Genomic DNA, 16,562 nt, shown 5'->3' with positions numbered 1-16,562 from the left:
GTCATTGGTAATGACAACCCTTGAACCAAAATCAGGGGGTCAGTATCCCCGGAATGGGGTCAACATCCCCGGAATATGCAGTTATAAAGGAAGCTTTGCAGCTATGAGAGCTACAGAGTTTAATCAGATACTGACTCCCTTGCTCAACATGAAGATATCTTCGGGTAATATTCGTTCCATAAGTTTTGATATGAAGGGCAATGATAGCGGTAACTGGGGAGATTTTCGTTTTGATTATGATGATTTTAAGATTGAGTTATTAAGCGGTTTGTCAGGAGGCAAGCGGAAGAAGAAGGGAATTGTTTCATTTTTTGTGAATACATTTGTGATAAACGATAGCAATCCAGATGCAAATGGTATTTACCACGTCGGTAAGGTAAATTATAAACGAGTACCTGAATATTCTCACTTTAAGTCGATATGGAAAAGCCTACAGGAGGGTATACAGCAATGTGTCGGAATGTGATGGCTTTTCATCAAGTTTATGTGGGCGGGGCATAAATCATTGTTACAAAAGCAAACCAAAATGGTATCACCAAATATTTAGCTCCATAGCGCAAATGTCTTTCGCGTAAAGTGTTTCTGAGTCCGAAGTTTCTATTTCACGAGTAGTGTGCACTATTTATAGAATTATGAGAAATTTTCAACTTTATGACGTTATAGCCGTTGTATGTTAAAACCATTACGTAATTATAGATGATTGGATTTGTAAAACTGAGTATTCCCATATTATATGAGCTTCGAGATTTAGGATTCAATATCCTTCAGTCAGTGTCAGAAATTGGAAATCCCGATCCCAGTTGGGTACCAGACCACGTAAATTTGGATATTTATATAGATCCTTACGATAGTAAGATATATCATAACAGGATGCCTTTGATAGCGAAGGCAACTAATGGATTTTGATTGCTCGTATTTTCAATAACCTCAAAAATGGCTTTTGCTTCGGTATTGTTTGTTAGTAAATCTTGATATTGTTGAGCAACATCTTATCTTGAAAAATCCATATTACCAATGATTTTTCCTAAATCTATATCTTTGCTAAAAATGCCCATTTTAACAATACCTTCAGTAAAAGGTTTATTGATAACTGTATGGTTGTCGTCCGTTGGTTTGGTTTCGTCTGCCGGGCCACAACTAAACAGCAACAACACCGATACTAGACTACTTAAAATTACTATACTTAAAAAAAAAGCTGCTTCTTGGCCGGAAGAAGCAGCTTTTTGATACTAATTAACTTTTACTAATTCTACCCTGCGGTTTTTAGCTTTATTCTCCTCGGAATTGTTTGCCACCAAAGGTTTTTCAGCACCGAAACCTTTTGCGGTTAATCGAGCTTTGTCAATTCCATTTGTAATCAAAGCATTCATTACAGAATTTGCCCGAGCATCAGATAGCGTTTTATTGTGTGACGCATCGCCTGTATTGTCGGTATGCCCTTCAATAGCAATTTTCAGACTTTTATCGTTTTGCAATGCTTCTGCAATTTGCGTAACCACTTCTTTCCCTTCGGTAGTGATATTTGATTTATCTACATCAAAATTGATATATAAAATCGACTTACCTTTTTCAGTCAAATCCTTTATAATTTCATCAGCCGTTATCTTGGTAATGGTTTGTTGAAAAGCTTCTTCTTGTAATACATTTAATGTTCCTCCCGCATTAGTGGAAGTGAATTGAATATAAACATTCCCTTTTTCCTTGGTACGAATAACATACAATTTCATGTTTTGATCCCAATACCCCATATCTCCAGAAGCACCTTTATTAGGGTCTTGTTTGTTATAACGTTCGTATTCTTCTTTGGTGATTTCGCCATCAAAAACCTTAACCGCTCCGACGGAAAGCAAATAATCCTCCATGCTTTTCTCAAAGTAGCGTTGCGAATATCCTTCGCTACGAACCGCAGAAACATTTGCTTTATACAATTTACCTTCAAAAGGTGTCATTACACCATTTATGGGAAAGAAACAAACATCAAAGTTTTTTAGTATGGCACCTTTTCGAGCTTCTAATCCTTTAGGTAAATTAATAAAAGGAAAATCGCCAATATCGGCAGTAGAGAAAGCGATATCTTCTATATTGAATTCAGCCGAAGAATTAGCTTCTTCTGTTTTGCCTTCGTTTGCTTCGACAGAAGTTTCTACGGCATTAGATTCGTTATTTTCTTGCTGTTTGTTTGCTTGATTACAAGATACAATCAATGCTGATAACGCAAGAATAAGGACTGTTTTTTTCATTTTAATATACTCAGTTTTATTATACAAAAATCTTTTGTTTTTTAGCGGTGAGGATAACTCCTAATATCAAAAAAGTCAAGAATACTGGATAAAGAGTAAAAAAAACAGCGTGAATCGAGATCAATGACAGACCTAATGCTAAAAATATATGAAGGCAGGCTATTACAATCATTCCTACTGTTCCGATGGAAAAAAATGGGTGAAATTTTCTCATTATACTATTACTTGGTTTTGATAGGCTAAAGATAATAATTTAAATTAGAACCTGATTTATTGTTTTGCGCCCTCAAAACGAAAATAAACATCTGTTCCGGATTGTTCATCTGTAGTAACATTAATGTTTTTATTAGAGCCATAAAAATGAAAAATGCCTTCTAAACTACCTGTTAGGGAAACAATATCTTGTGTGTTTTCACCAAAACAAGCACAAGTTTCAACAGTGAAAGTTTTAGGAGTTACATACGAATATTCTTCCCCTGATTTTGCGGTAACTTTTAATTTATTACTTCCTTCTTTTGTAACGATAACAATAGCATCGTACCATTCATATACGCCATATTTATCAGATGTACTTAACTTTCCTTTGTACGTTCCAACGGCAGCATCAATAGTACCTTGTGCTGGTTGTTCACTCCCATTGTCATCATCTTTACTACAGCTTGTGGTTAATGTTCCCAATGTTAATACCGATGCAAGTGCTAAAAGTGCAATTTTTGCGTTTACTTTTTTCATGACTATTTCAATTTTATGATGAAACGCAAATTTCTATAAAAAACGAAGTGCGAACAATCATCGAAAACCTTGATATTGTTTCTAATGGTTTACCATGATTTTTTCTGAAAACAGAAAATGACAGTTCTTTTATTTGGATATTTGCGGTTTAATTATTTAGTGATGTATAGAAACTCTCTGATCATAATAGTTACGCTGTTTTTAGGCAATATGTTACAAGCCCAACAACTGGTTCCTTTAGACGAAGTAGCTTATGTAAAACAAATTAATCGTACCATTGAAAATACGAAAAGTGATAGTGTTCGCTTGTATAATACGCTTTTACTGTCTGAATATTGGGCACAAACAGATAGTTTAAAAAGTAAACAAGCACTTGATAAAATACTATCATCTTCTCAAAAAAACACATTAGCTAAAGGAATTTTAGAATACTATCAAGGTGTTTTCTATGCTAACCAAGGTAGTAAATCACAAGCAAAAACATATTACGAGCAAGCTATAAAAGCTCTTGAAAACGATTCCCACAACATCGTTTTTTTAATTAAATCATGGTATAATTATGCTTATATACAAGTAGAAGACAAAGGATATGATTATATGGTTAAAACGCTTACAGAATATTGTATTCCGTTGAGCGAAAAAAGTAATAATACCGAATTATTAGCGTACAATTATACGCAATTAGGACTTACCTTTATGTCAGTTGGGCAATTTGACAAGGCTGAAGAGTATCATAAAAAAGCCTTAGAACAACTTGATAAAATAAAAAACAAGAATAGTGTACACCTGATTACTTACTTTAATTTGGTGAGCAATTATTGCTACAAACCCGATAGTAAAACAGCTAAGATATATTTAGATCAGGCAAAAGAGCTTCTGAATCCTTTTCCTGAATCACAACATTATCCTAATTATTATTATCAGGAAGCGATGTATTCTACTACTATTCAGGATTTTGATAACGCATTAGCCAGCCTAAGTAAAGGTGCCAAATTAGCCAAAGAGAGCAATCAAACCAAATTATTGCACCTGTTGTATTTTAGAATGTACAATGTGTACTTGATGCAAAAAGATTATCGCAAAGCAAAAGCACAGTTAGAGCATATTTTAGCTGAAAAAGTATTGGCTAAAGAAGCTGTAAATCGCAGAATAACTTATACTCAATTAGCAGTGGTTAACGATGTTTTGGGCGAACATAAAGAAGCCTATCAATGGATGAAAAAAGCAAGTTTGTTAGGTGATAGCTTACAACAAAACAAGTTGTTAGAAAACATGAACGAACTGGAAATTTTGCATCAAACAGCTGATAAACAACAAAAAATAAACGATTTAGAAAAAGAGAAAAAAGCAAATGAATTATTGAGCAAAAACAAGAATCTACGAATTACTATTTTGGTTATTGCTCTTATATTAAGCCTGGTTATTGCTTTTTTAATTTTTATCAATTACAAGAAACAACAAAAGTTAAACAAACAAATCAGTCTGAGTCATGAGCAGGATTTACTTCATATAGAAAATCAACGCAAATACGAAGCAACACAAGCAATATTACAAGGTGAAGAACAGGAACGCCAGCGAATTGCACAGGATTTACACGATAGCATGGGCGGTATGTTAGCAAATATACGAATGACTATTTCATCAAATGATTCGTTTAATAAAGAAAACGTAATTGAAAAATTAGATAAATCTATTGTTGAAATGCGTCGTATTTCCAGGAATCTGATGCCCGAAACACTGAAAAACCTTGGTTTGGAAATCGCTCTTAAAGAATTGTGCGAAGCGATGACACAAAAACAGTTTGCTATTCAGTTCGAAGCCTTTAATTTGTCAGAAAACACTCCGTTTAAAACACAAATGGCGTTGTATCGTATCGCACAGGAAAGCATTAGCAACATTACAAAATACGCTCAGGCAACCAATGTCATTGTACAAATCAGCCAAAATAACAATGTCCTTAATTTAACCATTGAAGATGACGGAATAGGCTTTGATAAATCTGAAATCGTATATGGATTAGGTTTAAAAAATATACAAAATAGAGTTAAATTGATTAACGGAACGGTTGAAATTACTTCGAATAAAGGAGAAGGAACTACCATAAATGTGGAATGTTATGTATGATAAAAATAATATAAAACTTGCCATAGTTGATGACCATCCAATGATTTTAGAAGGATTGAAATCACTATTAGAAAAAGATACTAAACTTCACGTTTTTTCCTTTACCAAAGGAGCTACTGTCATAGATTTCATTCAGGAAAACAAAATAGATGTCGTTTTGCTGGATATTGTTTTGAGCGATGGAAACGGATTGGATTTTTGCAAAATAATCAAACAAAAAGCACCCCAATCTGTCGTCATTGCATTAAGCAATCAAGCTGAACGAAGTATTATTTTTCGTTTTTTAGAAAATGGAGGAAATGGCTATATCTTAAAAAATGCCGATTCCCAAGAAATAATAGAAGGCATAGAAAAGGCATTGATCGGTGATTTGGCTTTAAGTAAAGAAGTGCAGGAAATTATGCTACGGACTTCAGTTACAGATTTTGAGCTTCCCAGATTAACCAAAAGAGAAAAGCAAATTCTTCAGGCAATTACCAAAGGTAATACTTCTGCTGAAATAGCCGAACAATTATTTATTTCTGTGATAACGGTAGAGACACATCGTCGAAATTTATTGCAAAAGTTTAAAGCAAAAAATATGATGGAATTGGTTAAAATAGCCACCGAAAATCAGTTGATTTAAATTGATAATCTAGTTCATATCCTGTGTGTTTTCGCCAAAGCAAGCACAAGTTTCAACAGAGAAGCTGACTTGACGGCTTCCTAACTATATCTATTTATCACAATTATCTAACTCATTTAACTGTGTTTTTACCTTTTCGCAGTATTTATCAAAGAATTCTTTCGCATGATTTGAATATGGGTTTTCTTTATGGTGAAAATAGAATGTATTCAAAGTCATATCCATAATAATTACAGTTGGACTTAAAGGTTGGTTTGCAGTTTTGCTATTGATAGTTCAAAGAAATAATGCTTATCCGAGTTTATTCTTTTTTTCTTTTCCCTTTTCGTATTTTTGTGAAATACTTTTATTATGAAAAAATATCTATTATTTCTGCTGTGTTTTGTTGTCACTAGTGGTTTTTCGCAAGACGTCAAGAAGATCTCTTATATCCAATCAACTATAAATAACCAGCATCCCGACAAGTTTATTTTGGAAGATGAATATGTGAAGATTACATTCAATAGTGCTTCAAATCAACAAATCAATTTTAATATTTTTAACAAGACAGATAAGTCGATAGATATTATATGGACTGATAGTTACTTTGTGTTGAATGGTAATAGCGAACGTGTTGACAATGCTGGGGTGAGTAAAATTGAAATGGGAATGTTTCATACTGCTCAGGTTGATAATATGAAGCCTCAAAAGATAGCGCCAGAGTCGAACTTTTTGGCTAAAATGAAGGCAGAGAAAGCTGTATTTGATTTTTTTGGAGCTGATAACCATTACAAGAAAATGGGAGTGCCTCTAGTTAATAGAGTAGTCCCAGCTTTACAAATCAATGGGGAGATTAAGGAGTATCCAATAACTTTAGAACTTTATCCTAAGAAGTATTTTAAGGATAAAAAGAAAACTTAATAGGTTTTAAGGAGTTAGAGAATTAACATGGAGGCTGAATATGCCCCAGTTCGACAAAGACAGGTATTTCAATGGAGGTAATTATTATATCAGCGACTTTGGTTGGGCAATGCATGAAGGTGCACTAGTGGATTACAGCAGAAGTCTAATATGTGGAATTCATATAGATCCTTTCAATAACTTTATGTTAAAATGATGGTAGAACGACCAGCTTTACCATCATTTTAACATAAATCAACAGTAATGAAAAATGAGGTGAAAAAGCGCCTTGAATGGGTAAAGCTTTATGAGACCATTGGTAATGCAGGGGCTGTATGTTTAAGGTGCGGCATAACTAGGCCGACACTGAGAAAATGGGTTAAACGATTTAAAGAATTTGGTATTGATGGTCTAAGTGAACTTAGTAGAAGACCACATAAAATCCACCATAGAATAACAAAAGAGGACGAACAGAGAATTCTGGAGTTAAGGACAAACCGCAATTTAGGGCATCGTAGTATTGCTAATGAGATGAAACGTTTATATGGGGTCTCAATCTCAACAGCAACTGTTCATAAGATTCTTAAAAAGAATAATAAACAGTATTTAAAACTTAAGCGATACTATCGTAAAAGACAAACTCGTTATAACCGACCAATACCGGGTGATCGCGTACAAATGGACGTCTGTAAAATAACCCCAGGTATTTATCAATACACAGCGATAGATGATTGTAGCAGATTTAAAGTACTTCAATTATTTCCAAGGCGTACTGCTACCAACACCCTGAAATTTCTTGACACAGTGCTGGAACAAATGCCATTTGCGATACAGCGCATTCAAACTGATAGAGGAAAAGAGTTTTTTGCTTATTGCGTTCAAGATAGATTAATGGAATGGGGCATTAAATTTCGGCCTATTAAACCAGACTCTCCACATCTCAATGGAAAGGTGGAAAGAACACAACGAACTGATCTTGATGAATTTTATTCCACAGTTGATATCAAAGATCCTGACCTACCAAACCTACTATCACAATGGCAATTTTATTATAATTGGCTTAGATCCCACAGTTCTCTAACGGGCCGTACCCCAATTGAGGTAATTAATGATTTATCAAATAAAACTCCGTTATGGGAGGAAGTCGATGGTATGTACGACCGAAGCCGAGAGCGAATAAGGGATCAAAATTATTGGATTGACTGTCAGTTAAATAAGTGAAACGATGTGTGTAAATCTCACATATAACTTTTACCTTTTAGATCTTCGATGATATCTTGTGTCAATTTGCTAAATGGTTTGCTGTTATTAACTTCCAAAGATCCAAGAACCATCATGCGAATTTCATTTGGACTTGAAAATAGATTTCCTTCAAAAGTTGCAAAAATAGATTCAATCTTAATCCACACACTATTGGGATAGATATTCTGGAAAGTAATTAGAAGCTAAAGCTTGACCTGTAATTTTCTTGTCGGATTTAATTTTAAGATAAATACGTTAGTGTTCTTTCTTTTACCAATTCGTTTACCCAATTACCATCTTTAAATACGTAAATATCTTCAAATTGACCTCCATGGCCATCAACTTTAAGAATTAATCTAGGATTTTCAAAGCTCCAACTTCCATACTTTTCTTGTCCATTTAAATATTGCCAAATAAAAGTACCGTCCTCATTTAAGGATAAGCTTTCGTCGGACAGGCCATATGCATCGTGTATTAAGTACACCCCTGTTATTTTTTTCATATTTTTAGTCTGTTTTTTTTGTGTATAAGGTGTTTCTTTGATTATAGATTACTTATATGAACTATTTTTGTAGTGATAAAAGCATTATCTATATTAAATATATTGAAAATGCTTAACTTTTAGAAGTTTAAGTGTAAATTATTTAGAGACGCTAAATAGAAAATGTTGAAATCTAGTTTCTATAAACATTTATATCTAATTTGACGACTAATAGTAGTTCTCAAATATTACTGGCACATGATCACTTAAGTGCTTCCAGTCGTCGAAGTCTAGAACTTCAAGTGTAGCAGACGGAGCTAGATATGAGATAGGACAGAACACATAGTCAATATGATATGCTTTTGTTGGGTTACGCTGTAAGAAGAATGTTTTTTTACTTTCCATACCTTGCTCTTCTCCGGTGAGGAGGTGGTATATACTCATGATTCCATTTTTATCAAGTATGTTCATAACATCCGTATGATTCCACCATCGATCCCATACGTCCCAAATTTTGTTGCTGTTCAGGTCACCTACAACCCAAGTGTTTTCTAGGTTTGGGTTGATTTGAAGATATTTCCAAAGCTGACCAATGTAGCCGAAGGTAGGTGAGTTGTTCCCGTGGCACCAACAGGCCAATAGATTGAATTCTTCATTAACGCGGCAAGGTAGAAAATAATCTACAGTATGATCTTTATATTGATTCGACCATTGGAGAGGTGTAAGCCTTATATGTGGCTTGGCAAATACACCGAGTCCTTTATTCTTGTTCCTGCCAATCCATAAATAGTTGCTAGCCCACTGTATGTAACTCTCGTCTTTGCTCGTTTCCGGATTCTCGCATTCCTGTATTACCAAAATATCTGCATCTAAATTATCTAGTGCAGTGAATTTCTTTCTAAATGCACCATTGCAATTCCATGTGATAACCTTCATACGACACTAAAATATCAATTTATTTCCGAATTGAACGATGCAATTATTTTACGTATCTTCATGTTATGTACATTCCCTTCGAGCAGGTCACCGTTAAGTTGTTCCATGATCTTGTAGAGCGTGGGTACAGGCATTATGTGCTGCAGCGGTTTGAATGGCCGGGTGTAGCCAAGAGCAAGGGCTTCATGCTGTCGCCCTATGCCGACGAGCAGTCTGCACGTGTACATGCACTGGAGCTATATGCTAAAGAAGGAAAGGCATTACAGCTACCGGATGATGCAGCAAAGATTGGCGATCTACTTCAGGTCAATTCGGGCTATCGTATATTTATCAATAAATTTTCTGATGAGAACTGGAACACCCGCATACGAAAGCATTTTCAACAAAATGTTATCAATTATTTGCGTACCAATACCCGCTTCAAACGAACCGATACCATTGATGTCTTTTTCACTATAGAGTCGGGCAGGGTATGGGCTATGATCAGTTCCGTCGACACCAAATTGAAAGTACCTGCCATCAATATAATTAGATAATCAAGACATACATTTTGCAAAACAAAACGCTCTACACTTTGTTTAGTCACTAGCAAATAAGTTTATATCAGCCTCACAAAAACCAATGCGGCTGATTTTGTAACAGTGTAACTTACCTAATTTAAAAAGACATGTGCTGGGATATATCATTTAGTAGCGACATTGAGTTGGTTAAAAAATCCTTTCCTGCCATTCGGGATGAGCGTAAGAAAATTGATTACGATTATTCCTATTTCGAAAATGTACAGGCAATTACTTTTCCGGCATACCCTATTATCTATAAAGATAAAAATGGTTCCGGTTTAGCCCTGCGGGAGATGGAGTGGGGCGTATTACCGCTATATATCCAAGATCCCAAGTTACAGACCGATCGGCGGCGTAGTATGGTCAATATACGTAGCGAACGTATCCTCGAGGACAAGAAATCCTACTGGTATCGCTTGCGCAACCAGCGTTGCCTTATCCCAGTTACCGGTACCTATGAACATCGAGCGATAAGTGGCTGGAAGAAAAAAGTTCCATATTTCATTGCCGAAGCAGGACGCGATATATTCTATATCCCAGGTTTATACCAGTGGCACGAAGTTGTAGATCAAGATGGCGTGATAGATACTGTAGGAAGTTTTGGCATGCTCACCCGAACGGCCAATGAGGTCATGTCCCAGATTCATAACAATGGTCCCAATAAACACCGTATGCCGCTTTACCTGCCCGCGGATCTTGAACAGCAATGGCTGGAGGATCTAGGCGAGGAAGATATGGCGCCTATATTTCATTTCGAAATGCCGAGCGCTCAGCTTACGTACCATCCGGTATATACTTTAAGAGGATACCCAACTCGGCCCGATCAAAAGCACCGTTACGAACCTTTCAAATGGGAGGGGCTGCCTGAATTGGGCAATGATACTCCGAACAACAATAGCTTATTTTAATAGGTTACAATACACAATAACTAATATGTCTTTTACTGATCTCACTAATCCACAACGGCAATTTCGATACCCGACCCTTTGTAAAACTGGATATTCTAAAAAATCATTTGCAAATTTACTAATTTTATTAGTAAACTTGCGTTATGAATGTGGAGATGTATCAGCTGGAACAAGGTTCAGAATTCTTGGTTCCTTACATAGGAAGTGGTATTAGTGCAGGATTTCCGAGTCCGGCGTTGGATTACGAAGACCTTCGGATCGATCTCAACAAAGAGCTGATCAAAAATCCACTCTCCACGTTCTTTGGTAGAGTACGTGGGGTGTCGCTGCAAGATGCGGGAGTAGACGATGGAGATATCATGGTTATCGACAAGAGCATCCGACCGGCCGATGGCATGATAGCCGTTTGTTATCTCGATGGCGAATTTACAGCCAAGCGTATCCGTATTCTTAAAGATTGCATGCAGCTCGTACCTGCGAATCCGGATTATCCGGTCATCACTGTCACTGCCGACAATGACTTTGTCATCTGGGGAATTGTGACTTATATCATCAAGTCCGTATAGCCATGTATGCCCTTATCGATTGCAATAACTTTTATGCCTCCTGCGAGCGCGTATTCCGTCCAGATCTTAACGGTAAACCCATCGTGGTACTGAGTAATAATGACGGCTGCGTCATCGCGCGCAGTAATGAAGCCAAAGCCTGTGGAATACCTATGGGAGCGCTCGCTTTTCAATTTCAGGCTTTGTTTGAACAACATAACGTTAAGGTCTTCTCGGCCAATTTCGCACTCTATGGCGATATGAGCCATAGAGTAATGACCATCTTGGGCAATTACTGTACCGAGCAGGAGATCTATAGCATTGACGAGTGTTTTATGAAGCTAGATGGTTATGATTATATCGATCTAAAGCGTTATGGCGAGCAGATGAGAGAAGAGGTATTCCGTAGTACAGGTATACCCATATCGGTAGGTATAGCACCTACCAAAGCCTTGGCCAAAGTCGCCAATCGTATCGCAAAAAAATATCCCACAGAGTCAAGAGGCTGCCACCTTATCCAAACCCAGCAACAGATAGATAAGGCGCTCAAATGGCTGGATGTCGAAGACGTATGGGGCATAGGCCGCGGGCATGCTATGCGTTTATTTAAGCTTGGCATCGATAGTGCATACGATTTTGTACATATGGACTCCAAATGGGTGCAGAAGCATATGTCTATCGTAGGGCTACGGTTGCAACGTGATTTATCCGGTATCCCTACTTTAGATCTAGACCCCGTGGAGGCAAAACAAAACATAGCCACTACCCGGAGTTTTGATAATAACTATACAGACTACGAGGCAATCAAAGAACGGGTCGTAACCTTTGCTGCATCTTGCTCCGAGAAACTGCGCAAACAGAATAGCCACTGCAGCTCGTTGACCGTATTCCTACTTACCAATAAGCATAGGCAGGACCAAAAGCAGTACAACCCTAGTATCACCATAGATCTGCCCTATGCCACCAACTCAGCGATCGATCTGGGACACTATTCAACCATAGCACTCAAAAAGATCTACAGAGAAGGGTTCGGCTACAAGAAGGCGGGCGTCATAGTGCAAGACTTCACGCCTGCCGATGTTGAGCAGACCACCCTCTTTAACGGGCGGGACAAAAGGCACGACAAGCTTATGCAGGCATTTGATAAAATCAACAAACAATACGGGCAGAACATGGTACGCTTGGGGGCACAGGGCAAGCGTATGTGGCGCATGAAGCAGGAGTGGTTATCACCGCGGTACTCTACCGATATAGCAGATATTATCACAATCCGGGTTTAAAATTGAATCATTTCCATGATGTTGAACTTATTATGGCTCTGCCTGTTATACATACCTAAGAAATATTGCTATGACTTTCCAGGATAGAATAAAAGAGCTGAACGAGCGCTATGGATTTATATCCAAAAAGAAAGATTTTCCATTCAGTTTTTCGCCAGAGCGCATAGCCGTGCGTCATGAGGCCCTACTACGAAAAGACAGGGAGCTGTACAGAGTATACCTGGAAATTCAATATCCTGAACATCTTGATGTCGAGATCGCGGTATTTGATAATATGGTTGGAAATATACTGATGTTGGACAAAAGCAGTATAAAGTTGTTTTTCGAGCAGCACAATTTTAATTTACTCCGATCGGATGTATTCATGCTGGATAATGATGCTATCTTCACACCGATGCGTGTACCGGTAGACGAGCTTGATGACTATCTTATCGATTCACTTGAAGAATTGATCGATAATTACTGTACTCCGGATGAGGTTCTAGAAAGGGAAGAGGTATATATTGATTTATCTGAAATTAAAAGAATGCAACGCTAATCTGATTATAGAATTCAGTAATATAGATGCATGTTTCCGCATTTGCAACTCAATATCAGGAGATTGCATTCCGGTAAGGCTTCAGTCAAATTAGGCCGAATAATATTTGTAATGCTATCATCATAATAAGTGTTATATTTAAATACTTTTATTTAAAATCCGCTCCCAATGGATTTAGTTGGTAAAAAAAGCTGCCCTTGCGTCTGCAAGGGCAATTTTTTTGTCTAGTGTTTTAAAGGCGGTTCTTGGACCGATTGTCAAAAAAATATAATTGTTAGGAACTAACTTCTGGATGACTGATTAAGGGAGTCTGGAACTATTTCACAGGCAGAATGTTCATAATAAAAAGCATTCACCTTATGGCACTATCCACATATAAACAAAAGCGGACTTTTCAGGACACTCCTGAACCGCAAGGAGGGAAGCCTAGCGCCGAAGTGCTACGCTTCGTAATACAAAAGCATGACGCTTCCCATCTTCATTACGATTTTCGCTTAGAGATAAATGGAGTTTTAAAGAGCTGGGCTGTGCCAAAAGGTCCATCTCTGAATCCTCAGGATAAGCGTCTGGCTATGGAGGTCGAAGATCACCCGTTCGATTACAAAGATTTTGAAGGCATCATACCAAAAGGAAATTATGGTGCAGGTACAGTGATCGTTTGGGATGAGGGGACCTACGAACCCCTCGAATCCTTTAAGGATAAAAAGTCTGCAGAAAGAAATTTATATAAGCAGTGGAAATCCGGAAGTATAAAAGTGCTACTGAAAGGTAAAAAGCTCAAAGGTGAATTTGCCCTCGTAAAAATGAAAGGCAGGCAAGAGAACGCTTGGCTGTTAATTAAACATAAGGATAAGTATGCGCCCGATACTGATATTACTACGAAAGATAAATCTGTCATATCGAAAAAAACATTAGAGCAAGTGGAGAAGGCTGCTGAAAAGAATGTAGCCAAAGATGCCGTTGAGAAATCAGCAAAGAAGGCCAGTACTACAAAGAAAACCACTGCACCTAAAAAAGCAGCAACAAAAACGGGAAGTAAGCTTATTGCTAATAAGACTGTCGAAAAACTTTTAGCGCATGCGCCTAAGGCAGCATTCCCGAAATTTATAAAACCTATGTTGGCAACTTTAGTCGATGAACCGTTCGATGCTGACGATTGGGAATATGAAGTAAAATGGGACGGCTACCGTGCACTCACGTTTAAGAACGAAATGCAAACTTTGCTTTTATCCCGAAATGAAAAATCATTTGCTGATAAATTTTATCCGGTAATGGAAGCGCTGGAAGACTGGGATGATACAATGGTTGTTGATGGTGAGGTGGTTGTTATGGATAAAGATGGCCTACCTAGTTTCAATATCCTCCAGAACTGGAAGAGTGAGGAAAATGGGGAGTTACAGTATTATGTGTTTGATATCCTTTGGTATAAAGGTAAAAGCTTGATGGGCTTACCTTTGACGGATCGCAAGGCAATACTTGAGGCTATTATTCCGAAAGATCATCCAACAATTAAGTTAAGTGACAGCCTCAATGTTGCAGGAACTACACTATTTAAGCAGGTTTCAAAGATGGGACTCGAGGGGATCATGGCCAAGCGATCCAGTAGTACTTACATTGCTGGCGACCGTTCGAAGGACTGGCTAAAAATCAAGGCGCAGAAACGGCAAGAGGTAGTAATCGGAGGGTATACCAAAAACGAGGGCAGTTCAAAAGCGTTCAGCTCCCTCTTGCTCGGGGTTTTTGAAGGTAAGGATTTTAAATACGTGGGAAAAGCAGGAACAGGTTTTAAGAGAAAGGAGCAAAAGGAATTGCTGCAATTATTTAAACCGCTCATTCGTAAGACCAGTGCCTTTAAAGAAAAGCCCGATGTAGAGAAGCCTTCCCGATTTCGGCCTAATCCGCCTAAGGCGGATGTGGTATGGCTCAAACCAGAATTGGTGTGTGAAGTTCACTATACCGAAATAACCGAAAGTGGTGTATTCCGCCACCCGGCATTTATTGCACTGCGCGAGGACAAGAAAGCAACATCGGTAAAAGAAGAGCGGGAAATCCAAACGGAAGATATTGTTGAAGATGAATCTACCTCAAAACCTGCAAAACGCACAAAAAACAAAAGTGTTGCCCAGCATAAAAATAAACAAGCGGTTAAGGTTGGCGGCATTGAGCTGGTATTTTCTAATCAGGACAAGGTATTGTGGCCTGGCGAAGGGCTCACCAAAGGGGATCTGATTGAATATTATTCCGAAGTTTCTAAATACATCTTGCCGCACCTGAAAGATAGGCCGATGTCACTCCATCGTTTCCCGAATGGTATAGATCAAAAAAGCTTTTATCAAAAAGATATGACCGATCAAGCACCGGATTGGATTGAGCTATACCCTTACAAAGCGGAAGGCGATAAAGAACAAAAGAACTATATGCTTTGCCAGAATAAAACGGCGCTTTTGTATATGGCAAACCTCGGGGCAATTGATATGAATCCTTGGAACAGTACTGTAGAACATCCTGATCACCCAACCTGGTGTGCGCTGGATTTAGATCCTGATAAGGGCAATACATTGGATCAGGTAATTGAAGTGGCGCAGGCCATTCATGAGTTTTTGGATGAAGTTAAGGTGCGGTCGTATCCTAAAACTTCCGGTTCAACCGGGATTCATATATATATACCACTTGGAAATCAATATACCTATGATCAATCTCAGATGTTCGCTAAAGTAATTGCAAGTCAAATTAACCAACAGTTTGATTTTACAAGTATTGAACGTATGACGAGCAAACGGAAAGGAAAAATTTATATCGATTTTCTACAAAACCGTCCAGGAGCAACACTTGCAGCACCTTACTCGATCCGTCCAAAGCCAGGTGCAACCGTTTCCATGCCGCTGCATTGGAATGAAGTAAAGAAAGGACTTAAACTTCAGGATTTCACCATTAAAAATGCGTTAGAAAGAATTAAATCGGAAGGGGATATCTTTAAGCCGGTATTGGGTCGAGGAATCAATTTAAAAAGTGTACTAAATAAGATGTAGAATAGTTAATATATTACGTGATAAATCGGTATTGTCTTTCATATTTTTGATATTGTCAGTTACACTGTAATTAAATCCAATATTTCTTCGTAATCGACGTTGTTTTTAATTCCTATATCGTGTAGACTCGCCCTGTCAAAAATCGGTCATTCCGTTTGCTTCAAATCCTTTAATGTGTTTATAAGAATGAACATTCAATGCTTCAAAAGCATTAGTATCTGGTGGCCTTATTATTTACTTTTATTTTTTTCTGACGAACGATTGCATAAGAACAAGGTTGGGATTAAAAACTTGATATAAGGAAAAAGATCATTCCCGTAAGGCATTGTACTTTGTCTTTTGATAGAGAGGTGTATAACAAGTAAATAATCCTCACTAAAAACGTATTAAAATCGTGGGGTTTGCGTATAAAAACAATAAACTTTAAATATTTAGCAATGTTC

14 protein-coding genes and 1 pseudogene are annotated in these 16,562 nt (G+C 37.5%); 11 read left to right on the top strand and 4 right to left on the bottom strand.

All coding sequences use genetic code 11. The annotated features are described in order from the left end of the window. The first annotated feature begins 10 nt into the window (after window positions 1–10). Window positions 11–466, top strand: coding sequence for a hypothetical protein (locus tag M472_RS35930; RefSeq protein WP_021070803.1), 456 nt, complete (start codon window positions 11–13; stop codon window positions 464–466). A gap of 763 nt (window positions 467–1,229) precedes the next feature. Here the strand turns inward: M472_RS35930 and M472_RS35920 are convergent. Then, window positions 1,230–2,240 (bottom strand): OmpA family protein, encoded by a 1,011-nt coding sequence (locus M472_RS35920; protein ID WP_021070800.1) that lies wholly within the window; start codon window positions 2,238–2,240, stop codon window positions 1,230–1,232. A gap of 270 nt (window positions 2,241–2,510) precedes the next feature. After that, on the bottom strand, window positions 2,511–2,972 hold the full coding sequence (locus M472_RS35915; RefSeq protein ID WP_021070799.1) for a hypothetical protein: 462 nt from the start codon (window positions 2,970–2,972) through the stop codon (window positions 2,511–2,513). Window positions 2,973–3,089: 117 nt separating this feature from the next. On the opposite strand from M472_RS35915, the gene M472_RS35910 reads away from it, so the two are divergent. The 4 genes and pseudogenes from M472_RS35910 (at window position 3,090) to M472_RS35895 (ending at window position 7,835) form a co-directional block, all read left to right on the top strand. Then, window positions 3,090–5,096, top strand: coding sequence for a tetratricopeptide repeat-containing sensor histidine kinase (locus M472_RS35910; RefSeq protein ID WP_200859624.1), 2,007 nt, complete (start codon window positions 3,090–3,092; stop codon window positions 5,094–5,096). Next, window positions 5,089–5,721, top strand: a complete 633-nt coding sequence (locus M472_RS35905; protein ID WP_031301796.1) for a response regulator — start codon at window positions 5,089–5,091, stop codon at window positions 5,719–5,721. Before M472_RS35910 ends, M472_RS35905 begins: the two co-directional genes overlap by 8 nt. A 351-nt stretch (window positions 5,722–6,072) precedes the next feature. Continuing rightward, window positions 6,073–6,621: a hypothetical protein gene (locus M472_RS35900; protein ID WP_021070796.1), complete on the top strand. Its 549-nt coding sequence runs from the start codon at window positions 6,073–6,075 to the stop codon at window positions 6,619–6,621. Between the two features lie 243 nt (window positions 6,622–6,864). Continuing rightward, window positions 6,865–7,835, top strand: a pseudogene (locus tag M472_RS35895) (IS481 family transposase). Between the two features lie 248 nt (window positions 7,836–8,083). On the opposite strand, the gene M472_RS35890 reads toward M472_RS35895, so the two are convergent. Together M472_RS35890 and M472_RS35885 are read right to left on the bottom strand one after the other, a co-directional pair. Next, window positions 8,084–8,344: a hypothetical protein gene (locus M472_RS35890; protein ID WP_021070793.1), complete on the bottom strand. Its 261-nt coding sequence runs from the start codon at window positions 8,342–8,344 to the stop codon at window positions 8,084–8,086. A 207-nt stretch (window positions 8,345–8,551) separates the two neighbouring features. Continuing rightward, window positions 8,552–9,259, bottom strand: a complete 708-nt coding sequence (locus M472_RS35885; RefSeq protein ID WP_021070792.1) for an endonuclease/exonuclease/phosphatase family protein — start codon at window positions 9,257–9,259, stop codon at window positions 8,552–8,554. A gap of 65 nt (window positions 9,260–9,324) precedes the next feature. Here M472_RS35885 and M472_RS35880 point away from each other — a divergent pair, with 65 nt between their 5' ends. The 6 genes from M472_RS35880 (at window position 9,325) to ligD (ending at window position 16,119) form a co-directional block, all read left to right on the top strand. Beyond that, the gene (locus tag M472_RS35880; RefSeq protein ID WP_021070791.1) at window positions 9,325–9,795 is read left to right on the top strand and encodes a hypothetical protein; all 471 of its coding nucleotides are present in this window, start codon (window positions 9,325–9,327) and stop codon (window positions 9,793–9,795) included. 131 nt (window positions 9,796–9,926) lie between these two features. Then, window positions 9,927–10,727, top strand: a complete 801-nt coding sequence (locus M472_RS35875; protein ID WP_021070790.1) for an SOS response-associated peptidase — start codon at window positions 9,927–9,929, stop codon at window positions 10,725–10,727. Between the two features lie 143 nt (window positions 10,728–10,870). Then, a complete protein-coding gene (locus tag M472_RS35870) occupies window positions 10,871–11,293 on the top strand; it encodes a LexA family protein (protein ID WP_021070789.1) in 423 nt (140 codons plus the stop codon). A 2-nt stretch (window positions 11,294–11,295) separates the two neighbouring features. Further along, window positions 11,296–12,552 (top strand): Y-family DNA polymerase, encoded by a 1,257-nt coding sequence (locus tag M472_RS35865; RefSeq protein WP_021070788.1) that lies wholly within the window; start codon window positions 11,296–11,298, stop codon window positions 12,550–12,552. A 70-nt stretch (window positions 12,553–12,622) separates the two neighbouring features. After that, window positions 12,623–13,090, top strand: coding sequence for a hypothetical protein (locus M472_RS35860; protein WP_021070787.1), 468 nt, complete (start codon window positions 12,623–12,625; stop codon window positions 13,088–13,090). 359 nt (window positions 13,091–13,449) lie between these two features. Next, the gene (gene ligD / locus M472_RS35855; RefSeq protein ID WP_021070786.1) at window positions 13,450–16,119 is read left to right on the top strand and encodes a DNA ligase D; all 2,670 of its coding nucleotides are present in this window, start codon (window positions 13,450–13,452) and stop codon (window positions 16,117–16,119) included. The last annotated feature ends 443 nt before the right edge of the window (window positions 16,120–16,562 follow it).

This window comes from Sphingobacterium paucimobilis HER1398, from assembly GCF_000416985.1.
GTDB lineage: Bacteria > Bacteroidota > Bacteroidia > Sphingobacteriales > Sphingobacteriaceae > Sphingobacterium > Sphingobacterium paucimobilis.
The sequence above is the reverse complement of the archived record's forward strand: the minus strand, read 5'-3'. Positions and strand labels throughout refer to the sequence as shown.

Coding starts and splice junctions, on each gene's coding strand:
- M472_RS35930 (WP_021070803.1), top strand. CDS start 11: ATGACAACCCTTGAACCAAAATCAGGGGGTCAGTATCCCCGGAATGGG.
- M472_RS35920 (WP_021070800.1), bottom strand. CDS start 2,240: ATGAAAAAAACAGTCCTTATTCTTGCGTTATCAGCATTGATTGTATCT.
- M472_RS35915 (WP_021070799.1), bottom strand. CDS start 2,972: ATGAAAAAAGTAAACGCAAAAATTGCACTTTTAGCACTTGCATCGGTA.
- M472_RS35910 (WP_200859624.1), top strand. CDS start 3,090: ATGACAGTTCTTTTATTTGGATATTTGCGGTTTAATTATTTAGTGATG.
- M472_RS35905 (WP_031301796.1), top strand. CDS start 5,089: ATGTATGATAAAAATAATATAAAACTTGCCATAGTTGATGACCATCCA.
- M472_RS35900 (WP_021070796.1), top strand. CDS start 6,073: ATGAAAAAATATCTATTATTTCTGCTGTGTTTTGTTGTCACTAGTGGT.
- M472_RS35890 (WP_021070793.1), bottom strand. CDS start 8,344: ATGAAAAAAATAACAGGGGTGTACTTAATACACGATGCATATGGCCTG.
- M472_RS35885 (WP_021070792.1), bottom strand. CDS start 9,259: ATGAAGGTTATCACATGGAATTGCAATGGTGCATTTAGAAAGAAATTC.
- M472_RS35880 (WP_021070791.1), top strand. CDS start 9,325: ATGTACATTCCCTTCGAGCAGGTCACCGTTAAGTTGTTCCATGATCTT.
- M472_RS35875 (WP_021070790.1), top strand. CDS start 9,927: ATGTGCTGGGATATATCATTTAGTAGCGACATTGAGTTGGTTAAAAAA.
- M472_RS35870 (WP_021070789.1), top strand. CDS start 10,871: ATGAATGTGGAGATGTATCAGCTGGAACAAGGTTCAGAATTCTTGGTT.
- M472_RS35865 (WP_021070788.1), top strand. CDS start 11,296: ATGTATGCCCTTATCGATTGCAATAACTTTTATGCCTCCTGCGAGCGC.
- M472_RS35860 (WP_021070787.1), top strand. CDS start 12,623: ATGACTTTCCAGGATAGAATAAAAGAGCTGAACGAGCGCTATGGATTT.
- ligD (WP_021070786.1), top strand. CDS start 13,450: ATGGCACTATCCACATATAAACAAAAGCGGACTTTTCAGGACACTCCT.